Genomic DNA, 23,450 nt, shown 5'->3' with positions numbered 1-23,450 from the left:
ACCGGGCAGGCCGCGCGGCGGCGGCCCGGGCCTCAGTCGTCGTCGATGACGTCGTCGTCGTCGATGTCGCGCAGCGGCGGCGCGTCGTCGCCGTCGTCCATCAGGTCGTCGTCGGCGCCGTCGCCGCGCGCGCGGAATTCCAGCCCCAGGCGCAGGAAGAGCTCGAACGCATCGGCCAGCAGGTGTTTCTGACGCGGCAGCAGGCTGGCATACGGCATGTCGTAGATCGACTGGTGCGTGCCCCGCGCGCCCTTGAGCCCGCGGTCACGTGCGATGTCAGACAGCAGCGCGGCAAAGCCCGAGAGATCCTCCGCGGCCAGCGCGGTGTTCAGCACACGGGCGATGACCTGGGAGGATGCGCCCGCCCAGCCAATGACTTCGGCATTGGAGGCGGAATCGTGGGAGATGTCGCTAATGTCCATGATTGTCTTAACGGTACGAGACCGCGCAGCCTTGAGGCGACAATCGCGACAACACGTTTCGCGGTTGACGTTGCCCCTCTTGCGCGGGGACGTCAGTGCCGTTTTCGGCCGCGCGGCGGCGGCGGGCCGGGCCGGCGCGCCGGGGCGCTGGGGGCGGGTGCGTGCGACACCTGCCGATACCGTGGCGCACCATCGGGCCCGGGGCGGGCCTCCAGCGGGTTACGCGCGCCGCACAGCGGACAACGGAACAGCGGGCCCTGGCCCTCGTTCCTGATTTCCACCTCGTCGGGCGACCACTGCGCACCGCAAGGCTGGTTCTGGCAAACAAACATCGTGGACTCCGGATGAAGCGAGTCATCGTACCACGCGGGTCTCGCGCATCACACCGCGCGCGTGTCTGAAACACGCCCCACGTCGGCGGGATGGCTTGGCGGCATCGATGCCACGCCGGTGCGCCTAGGCGTTGTTCTGGATCCAGTGGCGCGCCCACGCGCCGGCCGCGAGCCGCGCTTCGCCGGCCGTCAGAAACGTGGACGGCGGCCCGCCCGCTTCCTGCACGACGGCGCCGGCCTCCCAGATATCGCACCACGCGCGATAGCGTTCCGGACCCAGCGCCTGCCAGAACAGATGGACGACGAAGCCACGGTACTCGAACATGTCGGCCCCGCCATCGGTCTCGCGCGATGCCGCCGCCGGCCGCGAAGTGCCAGCGCGCGGGTCGGTGGACCCAGCCTCGGCCTCCGCGCCGCCCTGCGCGCCCGCGCGACGCGCATGCTGGCTGCCCAGCAGCGCGCATAACCCGGCCGTGATGGCGCCGGTCAGCAAACCCGCCGCAAACCAGCACGCCCTGCTCTCGCGTTCCACCATGCGTCGCCTCCGCTTCGGGTCGTCTCTACGATGTCGAGATGCGCCGGAGATCGGCGGTTCCTACAGGTCAGGTTATACCAATCCGGCACCCGGACAGGCGGCAGGCACCGCCATGTCGACCAGACCCGACTTGGCGCGCCCGGCGCGGCCAGCATTTTGAGAATCGGGCACGTGCAAGGCAGCAACGGCGTGGCTATACTACTGTACGTTTATACAGTATCCGCCTGACTACGCCTTCCGACCCATTCCGACCCCTGCCCACCCCATGCCCGCCTATCAAGCCGCTTCGATCCTGCTGGAAGCCCATTACTTCGGCGACGACGCCGAGCTGCTGCGCCTGCCCTGTGACCGCGTCACCGTGCAGGCGGGCGCCATCGTCGTCGACGGCCTGGAGACCCGATATCTGCGCAACCTGCGCTGGACGCCCGACTACCTGTCGTTCGAGGCCGGCGGCGACCGCCATCGCTACCCGGTGAGCCGCCCGGCCGTGGTCGGGCCGCAGGCCGCCCGCTTCGCGCTGCTCTAGGCTGTCGGGGTGGGGAGTGGAAACCCTAGCGCCCGGCCGCGCGCAGCGCGAACGTCAGCGTGGTGCCGGCGGGCCGGTCCACGAGCCGTACCTGGCTGCCGTTGAGCTGCAACATGCGCTGGACGATCAGCAGGCCCAGGCCGCCGCCGCGATGCGCGCCGCCCGACGGGAACGGCCGCTGGAAGATCGACTCGCGCAGCGCGGGCGGGATGCCCGGCCCCGTGTCGCTGACCGTGACGGCGACGTTGCCGTCCTGGGCCGCGAGGTCGATCTCGACCGTGCCGCCGGCCGGCGTGTGGCGAATGGCGTTGTCGAGCAGGTTGGTCAGCACCCGCTCGATCATGCCGAGGTCGGCCGAGACGGCTGGCAGCGCCGGCGGCACGCCCGCGCGCAGTTGCAGGTGCTTGGCTTCGGCAGGCAGCGCGAATTTTTCGAGCACGTCCTGCGTGAGGTCGACCATCGAGAAGGTCTCCGGCACCGCCTGGACCATGCCGTGCTCCAGCCGCGCCAGCTCGAACAGCGACTGGGCCAGCCCGCCGACCTTGGCGCTTTGCGCCAGCGCAATCGCCAGGTATCGCTGGCGTTCGTCGGCGCTGAGGCTGTCGGCCTTGACCGAGAGCGTTTCCAGATAGCCGTGCAGGGATGTCAGCGGCGTGCGCAGGTCGTGCGAGATATTGGCCACCATCTCGCGGCGCTCCTGATCCTGCTGCTTCAGGGCCCGCCACTGGCTGTCGATGCGCGCCGGCATCTGGCGAAACGCCGATTCCAGCGCGGCCATTTCATCGCGTGTCCCGTCGTGGGCATCGTCCCGGGGCGTCGGCGGCGGCACGGCCGGCGGGGCGTCGGCGCTGCCCGCGCCGCCGGCCGACTCGAACTGCCGGATCTCGTGGGTCAGCCGCCGCAGCGGGCGCGTGATCAGCGCAAAGGCGACCAGGCCGGCGATCAGGCCCAGCCCGGCCACCAGCGCCATCGACCACAACGTGGTGCGCATGACCGCGTCCTGCGACGCGCGGGCGGCCAGCTTGTCGTGCGCCTCGCCCATCAGCACGACGTAGATGTAGCCGCCCTGCCGCAGCGGCGCGGCGCTGAACACCTTACGGCCGGACGCGCTGCGCGGGTCGTCGCCCAGGATCGGCAGCGCCCCGCCGTCGATCAGCTTCCTGACCGGGGCCAGGTCGACGTGGTCGCGCAGCAGGTGGCCGCTTGGCGCGTCGTGGCCGCGGATGCGGCCCGTGTCGTCGAGCAGGTACACCTCGACGCTCGGATTGACGACCATCAGCTGGCCGAACAGTTGCCGCAGGGCCTGCGGCGCGATGGCGCTCTGATCCTCCAGCAGCGCATTGCGGGCGATGTAGGCGGCCAGCCCGCGCGACAGGCTCTGCACGACTTCCTTCTCGTGCATCGTGTTGGCGCGCACCTGCAGCCAGGCCGACGCCCCGCAGCACGCCAGCAGCAGCGCGGCGAAGACGGCCGACAGGCGCTGGGTCAGGGACAGGTTCACGATCCGCCCTCCCCGCCTTCCGGCCCGGCCGCCGGGTCCGCCACGAAGCGGTAGCCGCGCCGCCAGACCGTCAGGATGCGCCGGGGCTGGGCCGGGTCTGCCTCGATTTTGGTGCGCAGCCGGTTGATATGGGTGTTGACCGTGTGCTCGTAGCCCTCGTGCTGGTAGCCCCAGACCGCGTTGAGCAGGTCCATGCGCGAAAACACCTGGTCCGGGTGCCGAGCGAAGTAGTACAGCAGGTCGAACTCGCGCGGCGTCAGGTCCAGGCGCCGGCCATCGACCGATGCCTGGCGCGCCAGCGGGTCGATCGCCAGCCCGGCCAGGTCCAGGCTGCCCGCGTCGGCGCGCACGTCGCGCGCCATCGCCTCCACGCGGCGCAGCAGCGCCTTGACGCGCGCCACCAACTCCAGCACCGAGAACGGCTTGGCCAGGCAGTCGTCCGCGCCCAGTTCCAGGCCCAGGATGCGGTGGACCTCGCTGGAGCGCGCGCTGGTGATGATGATCGGCGTATAGCGCGTCATGGCGCGGGCGCGGCGGCAGATCTCCAGGCCGTCGACGCCGGGCAGCATCAGGTCCAGCACCAGCGCATCCCAGCCGCCCTGCTCCAGCAGCCGCAGGCCCTCGGCGCCGTCGGCGCTGTGCACCACCTCGTAGCGCTCGTCGCGCAGGTGCATGGCCAGCACGTTGGCAATGCCGGCATCGTCCTCGACCAGCAGGATCCGTTTCGGTTGTTCCATGTTGCACCCCGTGGCAGGAGTCTCGGGAATGGGATAGGTGTCGCTATTGTGCAGAATTCCGGCCGGCCAGTTATCACGAATTGTTTAAGGTTTGGCGAGGACTCCGAGACGCCCCGTTGCCTACCATCCGATCAATCCCTCAATCCTTCTCGATCACGGAGTCCATCATGCGCATCACCCGACGCTTCCTGCTGTCCGGCGGCACGCTGGCCGCGGCCGTGGCCACCGTGGGCGGCTGGCGCCTGCTGGCCGGCCCCGCCGCCGTGGCGGCCACCCCCGGGCAGGCCCCCGCCCGGTTCGACGTCACGCTGAGCGACGCCGAATGGCGGCGCAAGCTGACGCCGGCCCAGTACAACGTGCTGCGCCAGGAAGGCACCGAACGGCCGTACAGCAGCCCGCTCAACGACGAGCACCGCAAGGGCGTCTTTGCCTGCGCGGGCTGCCAGCGCGACCTGTTCTCGTCGAACACCAAGTTCGACAGCGGCACCGGCTGGCCCAGCTTCTGGGCGCCGCTGGCCGGCGCGGTGGGCACCACGCAGGACGTGTCGTTCGGCATGATCCGCACGGCCGTGCATTGCAGCCGCTGCGGCGGCCACCTGGGCCACGTGTTCGACGACGGCCCCAAACCCACCGGGCAGCGCTACTGCATGAACGGCGTCGCCATGACCTTCCGGCCCGTGCCGGCCTGATCCCCCGCTGCCACGGAGTCCATCGCCATGTTGCTGCTGATACTTGCCTACCTGGGCGGGGTCCTGACGATCCTGAGCCCCTGCATCCTGCCCGTGCTGCCCTTCGTCTTCGCGCGGGCCGACCAGCCATTCGTGCGCAGTGGCCTGCCGCTGCTGGCCGGCATGGGCGTCACGTTCGCCGGCGTGGCGACGCTGGCCGCCGTGGGCGGCGGATGGGTGGCGCAGGCCAACGAGTTCGGACGCTGGCTGGCCATCGCGCTGCTGGCGGTGTTTGGCCTGACGCTGCTGCTGCCCAGCCTGGCCGAGCGGCTGACCCAGCCGCTGGTCCGTGCGGGCAGCCGCCTGACCAACGCCGCGCAGGCCGACGGCCGCCCGGCCGGCCCGGCGTCGTCGTTCCTGCTGGGCATCGCCACGGGCCTGCTCTGGGCGCCATGCGCCGGGCCGATCCTGGGGCTGGTGCTGACCGGCGCGGCGCTGCAGGGCGCCAGCATCGGCACCACGCTGTTGCTGCTGGCCTATGCGGCCGGCGCGGCCACGTCGCTGGCGGTGGCGCTGCTGATCGGCGGGCGCGTGTTCGCGGCGATGAAGCGGTCGCTCGGTGCCGGGGAATGGATCCGGCGCGGCATCGGCGCGGCCATGCTGGTGGGCGTCGGCGCCATTGCGCTGGGGCTCGACACGGGCATCCTGACGCGGATCTCGACGGTGGCCACGGGCGGCCTGGAACAGCGGCTGGTCGACACGTTCGCGGCACGCAAGCCTGACGCGGGCCCCGGCAACCCGGGCAGCGCGATGATGATGCAGGCCGCCGCCACCAACGCGATGGCGCCCAAGCCTGAGGCAGGCGGGTCGATGATGATGCGCGCGGCCGGCAACGCCGGGGCGGCGGCCCTGCCGATCGAGGGCACGTTCCCGGGCCTCGATGGCGCCGTGGCGTGGCTCAACTCGCCGCCGCTGACCGCCGAGGGCCTGCGCGGCAAGGTCGTGCTGGTCGATTTCTGGACGTACTCGTGCATCAACTGCCTGCGGTCGTTGCCCTACGTCAAGGCGTGGGCAGACAAGTACCGCGACCAGGGCCTCGTGGTGATCGGGGTGCACGCGCCCGAGTTCGCGTTCGAGCGCAACCTCGACAACGTGCGCAAGGCGACGAAGGACCTGGGCGTCACCTATCCGGTGGCGATCGACAACAACTTTGCGATCTGGCGCGCCTTCCGCAACAACTACTGGCCGGCGCACTACTTCATCGACGCGCAGGGGCGCGTGCGCTTCCACCATTTCGGCGAGGGCGAGTACGACAAGTCCGAGGCCGTCATCCGCGCGCTGCTGGCCGAGGCCGGCCACGGCGCGGCGATGGAAAAGACCGCCATGGCCGCACCCGGCGCCATGCAGGGCGTGGAGATGGCGGCCGATGCGGGCGCGGTGCGGTCACCGGAGACCTACGTCGGCTACGGCCGGGCCGAGAACTTTGCCTCGCCGGGCGGGCTGCGGCAGGACGCCAGCCGCGCCTACACGGCGCCGGCGCAGCCCGCGCTGAACCAGTGGGGCCTGGCGGGCCAGTGGAAGGTGGGCGAGGAGAACGCGACGCTGGCGCAGCCGGACGGCCGCATCGTCTATCGCTTCCACGCCCGCGACCTGCACCTGGTGCTGGGCCCGGGCAGCGACGGCAAGCCCGTGCGCTTCCGCGTGACGATCGACGGCCAGGCCCCGGGCGACGCGCACGGCACCGACGTGGCCGCCGACGGAACCGGCACCGTCACGGACCAGCGCCTGTACCAGTTGGTGCGCCAGGGTGGCGACATCCGCGACCGCACCTTCGCAATCGAATTCCTCGACCCCGGCGTGCAGGCCTACGCCTTTACGTTCGGCTGAGGCCCGCGCCCCACCTTGACGCCGACTACATTAGGAAAACAACCATGAAAGCGACCCCGAACACCTTAACCCTGCTGCAACGCTGGACCCGCCCCACCACGCTCAAGATGATGGGCCTGGCCATGCTGGCGGCCGTGGCCACCACCTGGCGCGTGCCCGCCCTGTCCGCTGAGGATGCCGTGCGCATTCCCGCGCCAACCGTCGACGAGAAGGCCGACGCGAGCCATAGCGCGACGGCCATCTTTGCCGGCGGCTGTTTCTGGGGGGTGCAGGGGGTGTTCCAGCATGTACGCGGCGTAACACTCGTCACATCCGGTTACGCCGGCGGCGCGGCCAATACCGCGCAGTACGAAAAGGTGGGCACGGGCCGCACGGGGCACGCGGAGTCCGTCGAGGTGCGCTATGACCCCACGCAGATCAGCTACGGCAAGCTGCTGCAGATTTTCTTCTCGGTGGCGCACAATCCGACCCAGCTCAACTACCAGGGCCCGGACCACGGCACGCAGTATCGTTCGGCGATCTTTCCGCTGACGGCCGAGCAGAAGCGCATCGCCGACGCCTACATCGCCCAGCTCGGCGCGGCCAAGGCGTACCCGTCGCCAATCGTCACGCGCGTGGAGCCCGGCAAGCCGTTCTATGCGGCCGAAAGCTATCACCAGGACTATCTGACGCGGAACCCCAACGACATGTACATCGTCTTCAACGACCTGCCGAAGATCGGCAACCTGAAGAAGATGTTCCCGGACGTCTATCGGAACGATCCGGTGCTGGTATCCGGCGCCAAGACGGCCAGGTGAGGCGCGGGCCGTTCACTCCAGCAGCCGGACGGCCGCCGTCACCACCCATCCCGCGGCCACGCAGGCCCCAATCCAGCCAAATCCGATCAGCAGTACGTCTCGCCAGGTCATCGGTAAAAAATGCAGCCGCACGATGCAACACCGTCGTGCGGCTTTTCTGTTGGAAGCAATGGGGTCAAGGCTAGACGATCTATGACGCAGAACAATGTCGGAGATGTAAGGAAAGGTTGCCGTGCGCGGGCTTCAACCTGCCGCCGGCGGGGCGCCCCGTTGTGGTGCCGGTGACGTGACACGCGCAGGCTTGGTGCCGATCACCTCCAGCACGTTGTCGCTCACCACGATCTTCACCGGGTCGGTGTCCTTCCACTGCTTGCGGGGCAGCACGACCTTCCAGACGGCCGGGGCGTCCGCGCGCCGGAAGAAGGCGACGACGCCCACGTAGTCGGCATCCTCGTCCATCGGCTCGCTGATGCTTGCCGCCGTGTCCGGCCGCAGCACGACATCCTTCGTCGCCAGCAGGTCGGCCTGCAGGCGGTCCAGATCGTCGTTCTGGAAATCGGCATAGTCCATCTGCTCGAATGCCTGCGGTGACTTTAACTGGTACAGCCGCACCACGGTCGACAGCGACTTGCCCTGCCCGTCCGTGTTCAGCGCCGACCGGCTGACCAGGTCGACATTCATGGCCTTGACCTGCGTCGTGAACGCCCATTTGGCGGCATCGACCGTGCTGTCCTTGACGGCCTGCCCTACCCCGCAGCCGGCCAGCAGGGCCGCGCCCACGGCGGCGGCCACGTACCTGATTGTCATCGTCATCTTGTGGTTCCTATCGGTTCATGCGGATGGCTGGCCGGCGGCATGCTGCCCCGCCATGTGCCCAGCCTTACGCGGGTCAGTCGCCCGGGCGGGCCGTCGGCATCAGCCGTCGGTGCCGGCAGTTGCGACGTGTAGCCAAGGCGGACGTCCGGCGCGTTGAGCCCCGGCGCCGGCATCAGCGGCCGGCGCACGTGCATTTCGAGCTGAGCGTCGGCCTCGTGGCCCAGGTAGAAGCGCAGCAGCGCCATGACCGCGCGGTGCATCGGCCGGCCGGGCACGAGGTCCAGCACCGTCTCGCGCGCCGACGGCGTGATCACCACCCGCACGGTATTGGCCCGGTCGCGGAAGCCGCGCCCCAGCACGCAGTTCTCGCCCAGCGGCATCGGCTCCGGCGTGTCGATGCGGATCCAGACCGGATGGAATTCCTCCACCCGGATCGCCGCGTCCGGCACCGCGTGCTGCAGCACGCCGGCCAGCCCCTCCGCCGTGCGCGTGCGCTGGCTGGCCAGCCCGAGCATCGACAGCAGCGTCTGCGTGGGCACGTCGCGCCCGCCCGGCCGGGGCGCCAGGCCCAGGCCCAGGCCCAGGAAGCTGAGCAGGTAGCGCGACACCTCGTCGCCGCCGTCCTTGCGAAAGCCCACCGGATAGCGATACTTGCGCCCCGCGCGATAGAACTGCGTGACGATGCGGTGGTGGAACAGGTCCAGGAACGCCGCCAGCGGCTCGGCGCCATCGCGGCGCTGCGCGACCTCGTCGACGAAATACGACGGCATGCGCGCGTCCACGCCGTGCAGGCCCAGGAACGTGGTGCGGACCGTCGGCGGCCGGGCGGGCGCGTCGGCGTCGATCTCGACCGTGTCGATCTCGCGCCCCGGGAACCCGAGCCGCCCGCTCGCGCGGAACCGCACCGGCTCGTGGGCCGGCGAATCGGTGGTGCCCAGCGGGGCGCGCGCCGGGTCGGCCAGTTCCAGCAGTTCGCAGAGCCGGAAGAAATGCATGCGGGGCGCGTGGGCCAGCAGCGCGCCCAGCAACGGCGCGGCGTCGTCTGTGCGCAGATCGGCTTCGCTCAAAACGGTGCCCCCTCGCCCTTGCTGTCGGGCCATTGCTGCCGCTTGCCGCTGGGCTGCGATACGATGACCAGCCGCGTGTAAAGGTTCACGGTGGCATACAGCGACAGGAAGCGGTTCAGCAGTTCGCCGAACAGGCCGATGTCGCCCTCTCCCGCAAACCGCGTGCTGTCCAGCGTCACCTCGATCTCCACGCCACGCAGCAGGCCGCCGCGCACCAGCTTCTGCAACGGCCGGTGGCGCACGTGCCGGATGCCGTCGATCCGGCGACGGTTCAGCTCGCCGTCGGTCCAGTCGTAGAGCGCCAGGCTGCCGCGCAGCACCTCGGCGTCGAGCAGCGACAGGTAGTTGGGCGCCAGATGCGACAGCACGCGCCAATGGAAGCGGTCCCGCGTCGGCGGGTAGACGGGCAGCGTGGGCGCGGTCAGGTTGCGCACCGCCGCGATATGGGTAAAGCCGCCGCGCATCCGCGTGATGCCGGCCTCGCGCAGCCCCTTGCGCGGCAGCATGCCGTTGGTGCCGGTCACCGACAGCGACAGCGTCTCGCGGGGCAGCGCGTCCTTGTGCTCCCAGGCATGGCCGCCCAGCACCAGCCACGTGTCGAAGCGGCCCGACGGCCCGCGCCGCATCCGCGTGTGGAAGTAGCGCTCGGGCATCTCGTGGCGCAGCATGCCGCCCCGGTGCCGGAACGCCGCGAACGGCGCATATTCGAAGCGCGCGCCGGTCTCGGCCTCGAAGCCGCGCACGGTATCCACCGAGTACGGCTCCACGTGCTTGCCGTGGTGCTCCATGGCCCGCACGCGGTACTCGGTGTCGAACTGGTTGACCGTGATCGGATCGGCTTCCAGGTCGAACAGGTTGATGATCGGCGTGCAGTAGAGCCGGATATTGTCGGCCGTGAACCGCATGTCGTCCGGAAACGGCTTTGCCAGCACGATCTCGATGTCGACGAAGGCGCTGTCGTCGGGCACGGCGTCCAGGTCGAGGCCGACGAGGTCGACGAACATGAACTTCTCGGGGAACGTGAAGTATTCGAGCAGCAACTGGTAGCCGCCGAACGCGTTGTCGGCCTTCGGCCAGAGCCGCTCGGCGGGGCCAAAGCCCACCGGCTCCAGCCGCAGCCCCGGCATCGTCTGGGGCGCGCCCGGCCGGTCGGACGGATGCCCCGGCATGCGCACCTGCACGGCCAGCGGCGGCGCGGTCAGCGCGGCATGAAGCGCCAGCGCCACGGGCCGGTCGGCATGCAGGTACATCCGCAGGCGCGGCACGTCGCGCTGCTCCCGCCGCGACTGGACCTGCAGGGCCAGCCGCAGGCGGATCACCGAGCGGCCATCCTCGCGCGCATAGGTGCCGGCCTCGGCCATGCGCAGCGGGTAGAGATCGACGGGCTGGGTCGTGCGGTACGTGCACGACACGGTGTCGGCCGGGCCGCCGTGGGCGTCCAGCGGCACGGGGTCGGACACGACTTCCAGCCCGGCCGGCAGCGTCTCGTGCCGCTGCAGCGTGCCGGCCGCCGGGATCATCTCCAGGATCGACAGCGACGGGATCATGCGCAGGTAGTGCGGCCACAGCATGCTGACCAGCCCCTCGGTCAGCTCCGGCAGTTCGTCGTCCAGCTTGTGCCGCAGCCGGCCCATCAGGAACGCGAAGCCCTCGAACAATCGCTCCACGTGAGGATCGCGCTCGCCGATCCGGTCGATGTTGAGCATGCGCGCGCGGTCCGGGAAGGCCTGGGCAAACTCCTTGCCCGCCTCGCGCAGGTAGCGCATTTCGGCTTCGTAGTAGCGAAGGATGTCGTTGTCTTGGGTGAATTGGCTCATGGCAGATGGGCGGTGCGGCGGTCAGGCGAGCGCCACGGCGCGGGCCGGGTCGATCGCGGTCAGTTCCCCGGCCAGCGTGTCGATCCGCTGTGCCAGCGCGGGCTTGTCGGCGTCCTTGCGGGTCATGCGGGACTTCAGCAGGCGCAGCAGTTGCTGCTTGACTTCGAAGGCCAGCGCCGGCTCCCACGCAGCCAGCCGGAACTGGCCGCCGCGCTGGTCCAGCGCGGTCAGCAGGTGCAGCGCGGTATCGGCCCGTTCGGCGCGCTCGGCCACGCGGGCCATCACGAGCTGCCGCATGAAGCGGTCACGCTCGCCATCGCGGGCGGGCAGGTCCTGCAGCCACGCCAGTGCGGCATCGAGGCTCTGCTGGGCGGCAAGGTCCGCCGCCTGTGCCTCGGTTTCGGCCCAGTCCATGCTGGCCGAATCGAGCGCGACCGGCACCACCGGATCGCCCCGCTCGATGTCGCGCACCGTGGCATGGCGGGCGATCCATTCGAGCGTGGTGTCGTCGGCGAACGGCGTGCCATCGGCAAACAGCAACTGTTCGACGCCCGGCAGGCGCGCCAACATCAGCGCGCAGTCGGTGGCCAGCAGGTCGCGGCTGCGGGCGCTGGCGTTGGCCGACGCGTCCTGCGCGGTGAAGGCGTAGTACTGGAGGTCAAGCCAGAAATGGTTGGCGCCCTCCGCGAACGCCTGCTCCACGCGGTCGAGCAGTTCCGGCCATTGCTTCTGCAGGACCAGGCGCTTCATGTGCGCGCGCAGCTCGGCGCGCGGTCCGATCAGGCGGGTCTTGCCGCCCGCCTCGTGCGGCGGCGGCTCGGTCAGCGTGTCCCATCGAACGCAGCGCATCAGCCGGCAGGCGGCGAGGTAGCCGTCGGGCTGCTCGCGCAGAAAGCCGGCCATCTGGCGCGCGCGGTCGAGCAGGTCGCGCGTGGACGCCACGTCGCCCGCCGCCAGCGGCGGCGCCACGGCGGTGGTGCGTGCTGGTTCGCTCGGCCGGTCGGCATCGCTCGCGGCCGGCGATTCCACCCTGCCCTCGAAGCGCCGGAACAGCGGCTCCAGCGCGGGGCGGCCGGCCTCGGGCCATTGCGCGGTGTGTTCCTGAATCAGTGCCAGCGCCGACAGCGTGCGCTCCAGGCGGGCATCGACCAGGCCCGGCACGCGGTCGAGCCGGTCGGTGAACGTCGTCCCGGCCAGCCATTCCAGCGCGGCCCGCCGGCTCTCGGCGCGCGCGGGCAGCAACTGGTCGCCAAAGCGATCGATCAGCGCCGACAGCAGCTCGAACGCCGCGGCCACGCCTTCGGCCCCATCCCGACGCATCCGGCCATATGCGTAGTACACCGCCAGTCGCGCGTCCTTGGCCGCCGACTTGAGCAGCCGCTCGGCCAGTTCGACGATCAGGTTGTCATCGATATCGGACAGCTTGGCCACTTCCTCCTTGATGGCGAGGAAGTCGTCGTCGTACCCGGGGTCGTCGCCCACCGGGCAATCGGGCCGGATCGGCTGCAGCCAGGGTTCCAGGCTCGCCTGCGTGGCGCGGGCGAGGTCGGACGGCGCGCGGGTGCCGAACAGGGCGTCCAGAAGATGTTTGAACATGGCGGCTACATCGAGATGGGATAGAAGGCCCGGGCCGGGCTGGTCGGCGGCGCCCGATCCAAAAAGATCCGCTCCGGCAGGCGCAGGTCGCGCAGTTCCAGCGCCTCCAGCGGGCCCCGGCCGACGGCCGTGCGCATCTGGTAGTGGATCGGATGGACGAGCGTGGCCGGCGCGGCGACACGCTCGGCGCGCGGGAGCAGGGTGGCGGCGCTGTCGGGGGCTCGGCGGTTTCGGGCTTGGGTTTTGCCATGCCCGGGCTGAAGTCGCCGGTGTCGGGTCGCGCATGGAAGGTCAGCTGCACCGTGGCGCTGTCGATCGGCGTCACGCGTGCGTGTTCCAGCATCCGCACCCAGGCCCAGACGCCCTCGATCTCCAGCGTCTTGTTCGTGCCGGCCCGCTCGGTCTGCCATTGCAGCAGCGTGCGCGGTTCCTGCAGGTTGGCCACCGGCCACGACATCGCCTGCCACGTCTCGCGCTGGTTGTAGTAGTGCAGCGTCTGGCGGTCCAGGGTCAGCCGGGTGTCGGTCAGGCCCGGCGTCGGGATCGGGCGCAGTTCGAAGTGGTACCTCGGCTCGCCCTGCACCAGCAGATGGGCGCCGATGCGCTGCAGCGTATTGATCGACTTCAGGAACGCCGGGTCGAACGTCAGCCCCGTGCCGCTGCCCACCGGCACCCAGTGGTCGCCCTGCAGCGCCAGCACGCCGGCCAGTTCGGCCAGCAGGAACGTGTTGATCAGGCCACTTTGCGGCCGGATGTAGCGGGCCAGCTCGGGCAGCGACGCGTCGTTGGCGGTCGCCGCGAACGGATAGCGGCCGGCAAACGCGCGTTGCCACGGCAGCGCGATCGAGCGGCGCCACGCCTCGTTCAGACTCGCCTGCGCTGGCTGCAGCACCGACTGCTCGGCCTGCACGACCGGGCGCACGAACAGCGTCTCGCCCATGCCGGCCCATTCGGCGCCCAGACTGGCCGCCATGAGCCGCGCGTACGCCTGCGTGTCGGCCAGATCGGACCCTTTGCCCTGGAACAGCGACTGCGCCATCTGGCGCGCCAGCGCGTTCGCGTCGGCGCTCTGGGTCATCTGCTGCAGGCGCAGCCGCACGGCCGTGACGCGATCCAGATAGCGCTGCAGGCTCAGTTCGCTGCCGCCCGTATTGCCGGTGGACGGCTGCCCGGCCAGCCGCAGCACCGGCCCGAAGGCCGCGCCGAGCGGACCCGCCGGGTCGGGCCGGACGGCTTCCGGCGCCTCGTCCTTGCGGCCCAGGATGCCCTGGGCCTTGGCGACCAGCGTGTCCGATAGCGAATCCTTGCGGGCCCCGGCGCCGCCCTGGTAGGCGAGCGACTTCATCAGCGCGATCACCGGCGACTGTCGCGCGTCGGCCAGCAGCTTGAGTTGGTCGACCACGCCCGGCAGCGTGGTGGCCGGCTCCCACTGCAACCCGTTCATGAACTGCTGCCAATGCTCGGCATAGTCGGCGAAGTAGCGCTGCGCGAGGGCGTCGCGCAAGGCATCGGCCGAAGTTGACGGTTGGGGCGACGATGGCGCGGCCTCCGGCTGACCGTCGGTCAGCACCCAGTCGTGGGCGACGTCCTGGCTGCGGGTGGCTTTTTCGATCGCCGCCTCGACGTAGCCCTCGTAGCCCTGCCGCGTGAACACACCCGGCACGGCGCCGGTGGCACGGACAAGGCCCCGGGTATCGGTGCCCGCGGCGAGCGCGGCCAGGGTCAGGTCGGGATACTTGCGCCCGGCGCCTTCGAGAATCGTCTGATAGATCGTATCCACCGCGTTGCGCTCACCGACTACCGCCAGCAATGTCTGCCGCGCCCCGGCCACCAGCTCCGCGCGCGGCGTGACCCGCCAGTCGGGATGGGCCCGCAGATGATCGGCATAGAACCGGGCCAAGCGCTCGGCCAGATCCTGCTTCCGGCCCGGGGGGATCCGGGCTTCGGTGGACCAGTGCCGGGCAAGCTGCTGGGCGAGGAAGTCGGATTCGACCCGCTCGGGGTGGGCCAGCATCAGGTAGGCCTTCAGGGTGTCCCGGCCATCGAGCGCCCAGCGGCTGGCCTCGTCGGTCAGGCCCTGAACCTGCAACTGCGCCAGATCGACCAGCGTCGCCTCCATGTCCTGCACCACGGGCGTGACCAGCACGGCATGGCTGGCGGCCGCGTAGGGTTTCCAGAGCGCGGCCAGCGCCTCGGCGTCACGGTTCATGCCGAAACGGGTGAACAGAGGGGCCGAGTTCTGCAGACGGTGTTCGTAGCGCTGGATGTGTTGCTGGAGGGTGTCGAGGGCCTGGAGGCGGGTGTCAGGGTTGGTTCTCGCGGTGTGGAGGGCTTGCACCGCCTGGCGGGCGGTGCGGAGGTCGTGGTGGTTCTGGACGGCGGCGAGGAGCATGGCGGTGGTCCAGACGGTGGCGCACGTCGAAATGACAATGCCGAGCACCACATAGGGATGCCGCAGAGTGAGGACCCCGCGCGCGCGTTTCGCTCTTTCGCCCACATACCGCCAGATCGGCCGGTCAGCGCCCGTGCTCGCGTCTGCCGCCCCGGCGGGAGCAAACAGCACCGCCTCCACCGAGCGGCGTGGCACAGCAAGGGTTCGCCCCAGCCAGTCTGTGAGCGGCTGGCTGCGAACATCCAGTTGCTTTGAGAGTCGTCCGAGGTACTGCGCAAAGACGTCCTGCGGCAAGCAGGAAACACTCCGAATCGCGGCTTCATCCCGCAACTTCAAGAGCTGCATCCGGATGGATTCCGCATCCGCTCTCGGCTGCAGCTCGCACGCGATGACAGGCGTATTGCCAGCGTCCTGTTGCATCCCGCGCGCGACGTCCAGCACATAGACGGGGGCCGCCCATCGCAGGGAATCGCAAATATGCGAGAGCTGAACCCCGTGATTATCAGAACGATGCCGCTCCCTCAGGTCCGCAGCAGAATCCATCACCAGAACGACCGCGTCGACCGGGCGGCCGCGTCGCAGCCTGTAGATTCTCCGAAGCCAATCTTTGTTGAAGTGAAGGTTTGCTGCGTTGCTATAAAGCAGGACGGTATTTGCGGTAATGCTCCACCCTGCTTCCACGGCCTCCGGCTCGAGACGGCGGATGAGGTCGTTGTCGCCAGTCAGAAGCAACCATGGTCGGTCCTTTCCACCAATGCCACCGGATTGCAATAGTGCATCGCGAAGCGCCCGGGCTCGCTCGTCCGCTTGCGGCGCCGATTCGCTGGATGAACCTGCAACCCCAACCGTCGCATGACGCCTGTCGTAATTGAACACCCATTGCACGGCTCTCATCGCGGCAATCTTGAGCAGAATTGCTTCGAAGAACCGGACAAATATCAACAGTAACAACCCGAGAGCCAGCAGGCCGAGCGCTATGGCCAGTAGCTTGTCGCCGGTCCAGCCAATCTGCGGCCCCTTCAAGACCGCGGCACCGATCAAGCCCGCAAAGATGATAACGATCGCAGCACCGAACCAGAACGCGACCGGGGTTTTGGTCTGCATTTCCTTCATACTCCGCATCCAATAGCAATGAGTTCAGTGGCCGACCGAGAAACGACGAGCTGCGGATTGCCACTCTGGCGCGCATGATCCAGCGCCAGTGCCACTGCGAGCCAGGACCCGGCCATACCGCAGTCGCCCACGGTTGTCTTTACGTCTACCCAATCCGTGCGCGGCGTCGCCTCAGCCACGGGTGGAATCGGGCGGATAATTTCGGTCGGCACGTTGTCACCCCAGATTGTTTGCACCTGCGCGGCCGTGACGCCGCTCCATCGCAAGGCTAGATCGAGCACTTCCTGATGATGATCGACACCGCCTTTGCTGGGGCGGTGGAGGTGCAATGGCGCGGCGCGCTTGGTTAAATTGTCGGGATGAGCAACCAGTATTGCGACAGCGGCCTCTACGGCGCCATCCGGTAAAACATGGCTGATCGCCCTCTGCATCTGAAGGGATACGAGCAAGCGTGCATGTTGCGGCTTGGACTGGTCATGCCACGCATCCACCAGAAACAGCGACGCATTTTGGGCGCTTGTTCGTACGCCGACCTGAAGGTGCGGCGCCTCAGCCAGGATCAAATCTTCAACCTGTGCCGCAACCTCGGTCGGATCCACCAACGGATGCACGTAGACATCCACGTTCAAAGTCGTACGTGCGGGCAACTCGGCGAGACCGCTGCGTACTCGACCCACGAGTTGGGGAACCAGCCATCTGCATAGGGCCTGATGACGCTCGTGCTCCAGCAGTACATTGCCCGAATAAAAGCGGCGCCCCGGAACATCGAGCCAGTGCGCCCTGACTTCTATGTCGGGATATGCCGCGCTGGTTCGCGCAGACATCTTGATGTTGCCACTGAGCACACGCTCGGCGCTAACGTCGCCTGCTAAAGGAAGGCACCAGGCATACCCCATCACGTGTAACGGCAAACTGGCTTGCTGGTGTTGGGCCTGCTCAAGCTTTTCGCTAACACGATTGATTGCCATGGCTTCCGCGCGTCTTGCATGGATGAGACCGCGGTATATGCAAAGCACAAGGCCCCAAATCAACATGGGGAAAATTACAGCGCAGTACCAAAACCAAAGCGTGCTATCCCGCCCGCTATCTGCCCACAGCACCGTTGCTAGCCCGGCGCCCGAGCACGTGATGATGAAGAACAACCCCGCCCAGAGCGCAACTGAAGCTCGTGGCGGGGGCGGCACCGCGACTCGCGGAGGAATGCGTTCAAAGTTGACAGGCATCTAACGTGTGCAATGGGAGAAGAAGATAAAAATGACCAAATCGTTCAACTAGGCCAAGTAAGACCTAATAAATCACTTCTTCTCTAATGAGAGCAATTCTTTGCAAGGCAGCCACCTTTCAGTGCCCACAGCTTGCCCGGCGTACTGGATCTCGCACCAGCCACCCGTTACATCGACAACTCCCGCACGATCGCCTTTATTGAGATAGCCATCAGTCCTGCTGTTGATATACGGACTATCGAATAGATAACTCTTCCTCTTCACTGCCACTGAAATCCTGGCCGGCTCAAGCATCAGCCGGGCGAAAGGCGACCTAAAAGCTGCGAGCACGCGCGCCTTAGTGACATATGGAAACCTATACGCATATTTCCCCCCATCGTCGATAAACGAGTATCCCGATCCAAACCAGTGCGAAGCGCGATTATCACGAGACAAATCACCTTCTGAATGAGTGAAAACATCTACCATATAAAAATGACCAGAAGAGTTCGGCTCGACCAGCGAAGCCCGTACCTCCAAGGAGTAGACGACGAATAAACTCTCTCGACCGCCAAGCCTCGCCGCAAATGCGCTCTCTATCTTCCCGGGTGTCGAGTCGTGCATCAGTCCCGGCCCCTTCATGAAATCTTTCCTGCCGCTAGCCCGAAAATATAAGGTGATGTGCTCGAGCTCTCCCAATTCGACAGATTCGACAACAAAACAAACAGTCCCGCCCTGCATTTTTAGCGGCGGATAAACTTGCTTTCCCGGCAAAGCCTCGCAGACGCCCTGCGCGTTCACGCCATACGCCACTAACATTCCGATAAGAACTGCAAGCATCTGCCGCAACATAAACTTCACTCCTATCTCGCAAAGATCCGAATTTCAAAGGCAGGGCAAGGGTGAACCTTAGGGGTAGATTAGTCATCCTCACACCTCGAGGAGGAATACTGCTCACGAAAAACCAACGAGATTTCCCGCTTGAAGCGCTGACGCTCCGCCAATCCAGCATACCCCGGATTTATTCTCCGAGTTACGTCTTTTACGGCCGCATCACCCGTAATCATCGGATTATCCGCAACTCGCCCAATTCGCCGATATTTCCAGAACCACAAGCCTGACTCCACGATTACCGCGTCATCTTTCTCGACCAACTCTGGGCTTTCATCTATCGGATAGCCAATATCCCGACCGCAGCGCTTGTAATTCTCGTAGTGCGTCAAATGCAAGAGGCCACGCCCTCTGAAATCTTTTCCAGGTTGCTCATCCGATCCGAAACAGTGATCGGCGTAGCCTTCCTCGTTAGCAACGAGATTTTCTTGCACCCAAGATATCTTTTCCTCTTGACTTGAGAAGCTAAGTCCTTTTCTTTTGAACCCTGCCTCAATCGCGCTGCGCGCCAGTTGATACAAAGCTTCAGCTGTGCGATTCCGATAAAGCAGTGACTCTCTAAAGAGTCTAAATCCTTGGGTTTCATGTTTTGCCTGCCCCAGAAAATGCGTCACCTGTCGACAACTATTCAACCCATAGTTCGCAAAAATACCCCGCGAAGCGATGATCAACTCTTGTATGACACCATCGTGGGCACCTGGCGCGATCTTGCTGAGAAACTCATTCGTTAGCGCGATATCGGCACCGCAGGCCTTACAGATCAGCGTCTTGTGAAAATTCCCCACCAACCCAATCGGATGGATATGGAACACGTTTGGCCCGGGCAGGTCGCTCACGCCAGCCTTTACCTCATCCCACCACGCCAGTTTCCCGATCCGCCGCTGTTCCTCGTCGTGTTCTGGCTGCGGACCGGTGCGCTGCTCGATCGCTTTCAGTAGCGCCTGCCATTTGCCGGGATTGGCCCATTCGCTTTCATGCCGGATGATCAGCCGGGACGACCGGAACGCCCGCGATGGGTCGTCCATGGTTGCACATAGTTCGTCCGCCGCCCGGCTGCCGTCGCCTTTGGGGTAGATGGCGCGGTGCACTTTCACCATCAGCGGACTGAGCTTGTCCACCGCCCCAGGGGACACGACGTCAGCGCCCATGGCGTAGTCGACGTAGGCCGCCGCGCTTGCGAATATCGTGTGCGCCGCGTCATGCGGCGCTTTCAGCGTGGCATCGAAATCCGGCCAGGTCTGGGCGAATTCCGGCGTGACACGCCCACCGGCGAAGTCCCGCTGCCTTACCCAGCCTTCGATGCCGCGGCCCATGAAGTCGACGCTGCGGATCCGCCACCACGGCTGCTTGCCGCCTTCGACCGGCTCGGTCTCCATCCGCTTGTTGTCGGGGATGCGCTCGAGCTCCGCAAACGAATGGGTCTGGATGACGTCTGTCCGGGGCGACTCGGCGCCCGCCCTGAACGGCTGCCGGTATAGCCGGGTGTTCTGGTCCACCCGCAGCAGCGTGGGCTCGCTCGACAGTCCCAGCTTCTTCCATTCCCCGGCCTTGTGCCCGTGGCTCTCCACCCAGGCACGGCTCTTCTCGAGGAACGACTGGACCCTGTCATCGCAGAACACCTCGAGATGGACCATGCGGTGCTCTGCCGGCTGGCGCAGCGGGTCGTAGCGCCCCAGGTGGCCGACCAGCTCGCCGGCCCGGATCGGGATCGGCGTGGCAGGCGTCACCACGTGGTCAAGCTGCGCCTCGGGCATCACTTCCTCGACCACCCGATGACCGCGCTCTTCGCCCAGGAATACCCACCCGCCAACCGCGCCGGCCGGCGCGATACGGCCTCCGACAGAGGCAGGGATCAGTTGGGCGCCGTGCGTATCCTCGATCTGGCCCCAGTGGCCTTGCCGCTTGCCGATGCGGATCCGCGCGCCATGCGGCAGCAGGCACAGGGGCGTACCGCGCGGCTGGGTAGCCCGCACCCGCAGGCCCACCTGATCCGGAGCGCCGGCCCGCGGCCGGCCGGTTGGCCTGTCGCTGGCAAACGGCGTGACCTTGAAGTCGGGCCGCCAGTAGCCCGGCCTGGGCAGCTTCGGATCGCTGTCGTACCCCGCCAGGTCCTGCAGATGCATGTACAGGCTGAAGAACGTCAGCCGATTGCCCTTCGGAAACTCCATGGCATGGCGCACAAGGACGAAGCCTGTGCTGTAGCGCGCCTCGCGCTCGGGCTTGCCCTCCTGCGCTGCCACCTGACTGACCAGATAGGCGCGATTGATCCGGTAGGCCACCACCTCGCCATCGGCCATGCAGCGCACCCCGTGGAGGAGATCCAGTGACGCCCCTGCACCCGACTCGGACACGTGGATGCCTCCATGCCACATGCCTTTCGGGCCGACGGCAAAACAGCCCGACGGCTCCTTTCTGAGCAGGGTGTGGAAGTCGTGCTCGCTGGTGAAGTTCCGGCCCGCGGCCTGCCCATCGCCTTTGCGGCGGAAAGGGAAAGCAAAGGCGAGTTGCCGGACGCGGGTCGCGTCTGGGTTCGGTGGAGTCTGGGTCATGATGCGCTATTCGGAGAAGCTGAAGCCCATCGCGCCGCGTCCCTCTTTGACCGCCACATTGGTCCAGCTCGGAAAGGCGAAACTTCCACCAGCCGGGCCTTCTACATTGAGATGCCCCTTGGCCTGGATCCTCCCGTTGGGACTGGCCAACTCGACCGACCCCTTCGCGATCCTGAGATAGGCGCCCGATCCATCGCCGAGCGTGATGCCATCGGCCGCGGTGATCGTGACTTGCCCGGCCGATGAACTGATCACGACGTTGTTGTGTGCCATCAGCTCGAGATCATCGCTCTGGGCCTGTACCTGTACCTTGCCCTTTGCAGCGAAGATGCGAATGCCAAGCTTGGCAGCAAACAGTGATATGGCCTCTCCCGCCGCCGCCGTGATGCGCTTGGCCACGCCGACATCGAGCCCTCCGCCGGCCGTCGCGAAGATCTGCTGGCGGGCGGCAATCTGCACGTCCTTTCCGCTGGCGATTCCAATGCCTTCCGGTGCGCTGGCAACCAGTACCGGCTTCTTCAATCCCAACAAGCGCTGTTCGATGAGCGTGCGTTGCTGGTCGACCTCTGCCAGCCAGGCCTTCGCCGCGTCAGCCGAGTCGTTCAGCGAGCGGAGCAAGTCCATCGCCTGCCTGAAGCTGTCTTCGGCTTCCCGCATGTCGAGCTGCTGGCCGCGCGCACTCTGCCGGTCCTCCGCCGAAATAAACACCCACCTCCCACCCCGGATCGCCCCCCACCCCGACGTCCGCAGCTCGAACCCTTCCCCGCGCTTCTTCCTCTGTCCGTCGACCAGGTACCCCAGGTTCAACTGGCTTTTCCCGCCGTAATCGGTCGACAGCTTGACGCCTTCCTCACCCTCCCAGTCCTCGAATCGCAGCTTATTGTTGCTCTGCGTCCGGATGACGTTGCGCGACAGCCAGCGGTCCTGGTTCGTGATCAGGTCCGCGTGCTCGCTGTGGTGGTGGGCGTGCGCGATGTACGGCTTGTTCGGATCGCCGTCCCGGAACGCCACCGCGACCTCGGTGCCGTCGATCAGCGGAAAGTGGAAGCCGGTCTGCCGCGCGCCCGCGAACGGCTTGGCCAGCCGCAGCGGCACGCTTTCGCTGCCCTTGGGCCAGTCGTCGAAGTCCAGGTCCAGGCGCACCACGTACAGGCCCTGCTGCGTCAGGTAGGCGTACTGGTAGTCCCTCGGGGAAGTCACCCGGCCGCTCAGCGTGCCGGCGATCCGCGGCCACCGGCTTTCGTCGATCGGCAGGCGGAAGCGCCGGTCCGACGGAATCGCCTTGAAGGTATTGCGATAGGCCTCGTCGCGCGCCCCGGAATGGACGACCTCGGTGATGACCTGCCCGTTCGGCGCGTCGTCGAGCGCCATGTCCAGCCGCAGGATCCGTGCCGGACACAGTCCGATGACATTGCTCTGCCCCGTGTAGACGATCTGCCCGGCCAGCGCCGCCTCGTGTCGGAGTTGCGCCTCCCAGGTGGCGCTGGCCGCATCCAGGTGGTGGGTGCCATAGAGGTAGGACTGGCCGTAGTTGGCCTTCTCCTTGCGGGCAACATTGGCCTCGGCGGCAAGGCGTTCGTAGGCGCTTTCCGGGTTGTAGTCGGCCACCCGGATCGATTCGGGCACCGTCCGCACATGCGTCTGGATATCGAAGACGGTCTCGACCCCTGCCTCAAGGCCGGCCGTTTCCCGGTACGGCACGCGCAGGGCGGGCTGGTAGAGGTAGTGGTCGATGTCGTCGCAGACCTGGAACACGTCGCCGAAGTGGGAACCGAACTTGCCGGGCACGAAGTAGCTGTACAGCCCCTCCTGCTCCATCAGCAGCCGGATGTAGTCCCAGTCGGACATCTGATACTGGAGTCGGAACTTGTGCTCGGGATAGGCGCGCCGGGTGCGGAACGCGAACTGGCTGCCTTCGAGCCCGTGCCGGCGCAGGATCGACTCGATGATCTGCGGCGCGGTCTGGTGCTGGTAGACGCGGCTCGCCTTGGTCAGCGTCAGCAGCGCCACCTTCGGACGCACCTCCAGCTCGTAGGCGTGGAAGTCGCGGGTCTGGCGGGTTCTGGAGAAGCGGAAGATGCAGCCGGAGAACTGGCGCGGCGGCGAGCCATCGCCGGGATCGATCGAGAAGGTGGCGTCCTTGCGCAGGTACTCGTGGCGATCCAGCGGCAGGGGGTGGGTGACGCGGACCGTCACCGTGTAGGGCTCGCCCAGTCGCTCGACCGCGTCGAAGGAAACCACCGACAGCGCCACGGCGCTCGGTGCGGCCGGCACTTCAAGAAAGTATGACTGATGGGCAGTCGCCCGCCGCAGCCCTTCGCCCAACGCCTTCAGTCCATCGACCACACCAGCCATCGTCCTTGCTCCGTTTCCAGTGGGCCACAGCCACCGCGACACCCATCGCACGCGTTGCGCTCAATTGCCTGCGCGCCGCACGTTACGCGGATTTCGCCCATCTGGAAACTTTGAGATTTCGGATAAACGACTTAAATCAAAAGAACGCAAAGATTCTGACGAAGGCTATGTACGGCCGCCGACAGAAGCTGATAAATAGCCAAACGCTTCGCCGCGTCGACGTCTTGCAGAGACAAGATCCGACGTG

16 protein-coding genes and 1 pseudogene are annotated in these 23,450 nt (G+C 67.0%); 4 read left to right on the top strand and 13 right to left on the bottom strand.

Annotation, left to right across the window (positions count from 1 at the left end):
- Nucleotides 1-32 precede the first annotated feature (32 nt).
- Nucleotides 33-422: a hypothetical protein gene (locus tag EPAKOI_RS06295; RefSeq protein ID WP_124684497.1), complete on the bottom strand. Its 390-nt coding sequence runs from the start codon at nucleotides 420-422 to the stop codon at nucleotides 33-35.
- A gap of 456 nt (nucleotides 423-878) precedes the next feature.
- Entirely contained in the window at nucleotides 879-1,289 is a 411-nt protein-coding gene (locus EPAKOI_RS06290) for a hypothetical protein (protein WP_423193283.1), read from the bottom strand.
- A gap of 265 nt (nucleotides 1,290-1,554) precedes the next feature.
- Between EPAKOI_RS06290 and EPAKOI_RS06285 the strand changes: the two genes are divergently transcribed.
- Nucleotides 1,555-1,815, top strand: a complete 261-nt coding sequence (locus EPAKOI_RS06285) for a hypothetical protein (RefSeq protein WP_124684499.1) — start codon at nucleotides 1,555-1,557, stop codon at nucleotides 1,813-1,815.
- Nucleotides 1,816-1,840: 25 nt separating this feature from the next.
- On the opposite strand, the gene EPAKOI_RS06280 is transcribed toward EPAKOI_RS06285, so the two are convergent.
- Both EPAKOI_RS06280 and EPAKOI_RS06275 read right to left on the bottom strand, forming a co-directional pair.
- Entirely contained in the window at nucleotides 1,841-3,316 is a 1,476-nt protein-coding gene (locus EPAKOI_RS06280) for a sensor histidine kinase (RefSeq protein WP_423193282.1), read from the bottom strand.
- The gene (locus EPAKOI_RS06275) at nucleotides 3,313-4,053 is read right to left on the bottom strand and encodes a response regulator transcription factor (protein ID WP_423193281.1); all 741 of its coding nucleotides are present in this window, start codon (nucleotides 4,051-4,053) and stop codon (nucleotides 3,313-3,315) included. The genes EPAKOI_RS06280 and EPAKOI_RS06275 overlap by 4 nt, the downstream gene beginning before the upstream one ends.
- 167 nt (nucleotides 4,054-4,220) lie before the next feature.
- On the opposite strand from EPAKOI_RS06275, the gene msrB reads away from it, so the two are divergent.
- The 3 genes from msrB to msrA are packed head-to-tail and all read left to right on the top strand — an operon-like array spanning nucleotide 4,221 to nucleotide 7,405.
- Nucleotides 4,221-4,742: a peptide-methionine (R)-S-oxide reductase MsrB gene (gene msrB, locus EPAKOI_RS06270; protein ID WP_124684502.1), complete on the top strand. Its 522-nt coding sequence runs from the start codon at nucleotides 4,221-4,223 to the stop codon at nucleotides 4,740-4,742.
- Between the two features lie 27 nt (nucleotides 4,743-4,769).
- Nucleotides 4,770-6,608 (top strand): cytochrome c biogenesis protein DipZ, encoded by a 1,839-nt coding sequence (locus tag EPAKOI_RS06265; protein WP_423193280.1) that lies wholly within the window; start codon nucleotides 4,770-4,772, stop codon nucleotides 6,606-6,608.
- Nucleotides 6,609-6,652: 44 nt separating this feature from the next.
- A complete protein-coding gene (msrA, locus tag EPAKOI_RS06260; protein WP_313837870.1) occupies nucleotides 6,653-7,405 on the top strand; it encodes a peptide-methionine (S)-S-oxide reductase MsrA in 753 nt (250 codons plus the stop codon).
- A 243-nt stretch (nucleotides 7,406-7,648) separates the two neighbouring features.
- Here msrA and tssJ read toward each other — a convergent pair whose 3' ends face one another.
- The 9 genes and pseudogenes from tssJ to EPAKOI_RS06215 form a co-directional block, all read right to left on the bottom strand.
- Nucleotides 7,649-8,218 (bottom strand): type VI secretion system lipoprotein TssJ, encoded by a 570-nt coding sequence (gene tssJ / locus EPAKOI_RS06255; RefSeq protein WP_423193279.1) that lies wholly within the window; start codon nucleotides 8,216-8,218, stop codon nucleotides 7,649-7,651.
- Nucleotides 8,215-9,216, bottom strand: a complete 1,002-nt coding sequence (tssG, locus tag EPAKOI_RS06250) for a type VI secretion system baseplate subunit TssG (RefSeq protein ID WP_423193489.1) — start codon at nucleotides 9,214-9,216, stop codon at nucleotides 8,215-8,217. Before tssG ends, tssJ begins: the two co-directional genes overlap by 4 nt.
- A gap of 68 nt (nucleotides 9,217-9,284) precedes the next feature.
- Nucleotides 9,285-11,105: a type VI secretion system baseplate subunit TssF gene (gene tssF, locus EPAKOI_RS06245; protein WP_423193278.1), complete on the bottom strand. Its 1,821-nt coding sequence runs from the start codon at nucleotides 11,103-11,105 to the stop codon at nucleotides 9,285-9,287.
- 21 nt (nucleotides 11,106-11,126) lie between these two features.
- A complete protein-coding gene (gene tssA, locus EPAKOI_RS06240; RefSeq protein WP_423193277.1) occupies nucleotides 11,127-12,701 on the bottom strand; it encodes a type VI secretion system protein TssA in 1,575 nt (524 codons plus the stop codon).
- 340 nt (nucleotides 12,702-13,041) lie between these two features.
- Nucleotides 13,042-15,093 (bottom strand): annotated as a pseudogene (locus EPAKOI_RS06235) (ImcF-related family protein); the annotation flags it as partial.
- A gap of 1,109 nt (nucleotides 15,094-16,202) precedes the next feature.
- Nucleotides 16,203-17,174: a hypothetical protein gene (locus EPAKOI_RS06230; RefSeq protein WP_423193276.1), complete on the bottom strand. Its 972-nt coding sequence runs from the start codon at nucleotides 17,172-17,174 to the stop codon at nucleotides 16,203-16,205.
- A 327-nt stretch (nucleotides 17,175-17,501) separates the two neighbouring features.
- Complete coding sequence (locus EPAKOI_RS06225) at nucleotides 17,502-18,260, bottom strand: hypothetical protein (RefSeq protein ID WP_423193275.1); 759 nt, start codon at nucleotides 18,258-18,260, stop codon at nucleotides 17,502-17,504.
- A 68-nt stretch (nucleotides 18,261-18,328) separates the two neighbouring features.
- The gene (locus tag EPAKOI_RS06220) at nucleotides 18,329-20,848 is read right to left on the bottom strand and encodes a glycoside hydrolase family 19 protein (protein WP_423193274.1); all 2,520 of its coding nucleotides are present in this window, start codon (nucleotides 20,846-20,848) and stop codon (nucleotides 18,329-18,331) included.
- Nucleotides 20,849-20,854: 6 nt separating this feature from the next.
- A complete protein-coding gene (locus tag EPAKOI_RS06215; RefSeq protein WP_423193273.1) occupies nucleotides 20,855-23,203 on the bottom strand; it encodes a type VI secretion system Vgr family protein in 2,349 nt (782 codons plus the stop codon).
- Nucleotides 23,204-23,450 lie beyond the last annotated feature (247 nt).

This window comes from Cupriavidus sp. H18C2, from assembly GCF_049393795.1.
Lineage (GTDB): Bacteria > Pseudomonadota > Gammaproteobacteria > Burkholderiales > Burkholderiaceae > Cupriavidus > Cupriavidus pauculus_C.
The sequence above is the reverse complement of the archived record's forward strand: the minus strand, read 5'-3'. Positions and strand labels throughout refer to the sequence as shown.

Coding starts and splice junctions, on each gene's coding strand:
- msrA (WP_313837870.1), top strand. CDS start 6,653: ATGAAAGCGACCCCGAACACCTTAACCCTGCTGCAACGCTGGACCCGC.
- EPAKOI_RS06265 (WP_423193280.1), top strand. CDS start 4,770: ATGTTGCTGCTGATACTTGCCTACCTGGGCGGGGTCCTGACGATCCTG.
- msrB (WP_124684502.1), top strand. CDS start 4,221: ATGCGCATCACCCGACGCTTCCTGCTGTCCGGCGGCACGCTGGCCGCG.
- EPAKOI_RS06220 (WP_423193274.1), bottom strand. CDS start 20,848: ATGACCCAGACTCCACCGAACCCAGACGCGACCCGCGTCCGGCAACTC.
- EPAKOI_RS06295 (WP_124684497.1), bottom strand. CDS start 422: ATGGACATTAGCGACATCTCCCACGATTCCGCCTCCAATGCCGAAGTC.
- EPAKOI_RS06215 (WP_423193273.1), bottom strand. CDS start 23,203: ATGGCTGGTGTGGTCGATGGACTGAAGGCGTTGGGCGAAGGGCTGCGG.
- EPAKOI_RS06285 (WP_124684499.1), top strand. CDS start 1,555: ATGCCCGCCTATCAAGCCGCTTCGATCCTGCTGGAAGCCCATTACTTC.
- EPAKOI_RS06290 (WP_423193283.1), bottom strand. CDS start 1,289: ATGGTGGAACGCGAGAGCAGGGCGTGCTGGTTTGCGGCGGGTTTGCTG.
- tssG (WP_423193489.1), bottom strand. CDS start 9,216: ATGCATTTCTTCCGGCTCTGCGAACTGCTGGAACTGGCCGACCCGGCG.
- EPAKOI_RS06230 (WP_423193276.1), bottom strand. CDS start 17,174: ATGGCAATCAATCGTGTTAGCGAAAAGCTTGAGCAGGCCCAACACCAG.
- tssJ (WP_423193279.1), bottom strand. CDS start 8,218: ATGACGATGACAATCAGGTACGTGGCCGCCGCCGTGGGCGCGGCCCTG.
- EPAKOI_RS06225 (WP_423193275.1), bottom strand. CDS start 18,260: ATGTTGCGGCAGATGCTTGCAGTTCTTATCGGAATGTTAGTGGCGTAT.
- EPAKOI_RS06275 (WP_423193281.1), bottom strand. CDS start 4,053: ATGGAACAACCGAAACGGATCCTGCTGGTCGAGGACGATGCCGGCATT.
- tssF (WP_423193278.1), bottom strand. CDS start 11,105: ATGAGCCAATTCACCCAAGACAACGACATCCTTCGCTACTACGAAGCC.
- tssA (WP_423193277.1), bottom strand. CDS start 12,701: ATGTTCAAACATCTTCTGGACGCCCTGTTCGGCACCCGCGCGCCGTCC.